General features: G+C 52.7%; 1 pseudogene. It reads right to left on the reverse strand.

The features are described from left to right. Positions 1–15: 15 nt before the first annotated feature. Positions 16–457, reverse strand: a pseudogene (locus WG929_RS20980) (hypothetical protein); the annotation flags it as partial.

The raw sequence follows: 457 nt of genomic DNA on the forward strand, positions 1-457 counted from the left end.
AAAGTGGGCATTTCGTCAAGCGGCCCATTCCCTAGCCTGTTCCCATTCGAATTCAGACTCGTACGCCCCATCTATTACCCCTGATAACACCCAGAATATGAGCGCAAAAAGAGACCTCAGGTGCCTCAGAATTCTTCTCAGGTTCTGACCAACTCCGCACAGCAGAGCGTGGATGCAATCTCCAACAACCCCTTTCAGCCAGTTTCTTTTCATGAGTCCGTCTGACTTCATGTGACCGATGATCGGTTCTATGCCATTGCGCCTTGACTGTTCCGGGTGCGCTTTGCCTCGTCCTTTCTTTTGATGGCTGATGCAGACATCGACGGCGGCTATACTGCTGTCGTGTTGCGCTCCCCGGTACCCTCGGTCGACCAGGATCTCTTGCGGTTTAATCCCGGTGTTTAGCCAGCTTTGAATCAGATTCCAGTACAGGGGATGGCCGTCGTAGGGGTTGTCA

Source organism: Oceanobacter antarcticus (genome assembly GCF_044962685.1).
GTDB lineage: Bacteria > Pseudomonadota > Gammaproteobacteria > Pseudomonadales > Oceanobacteraceae > Oceanobacter > Oceanobacter antarcticus.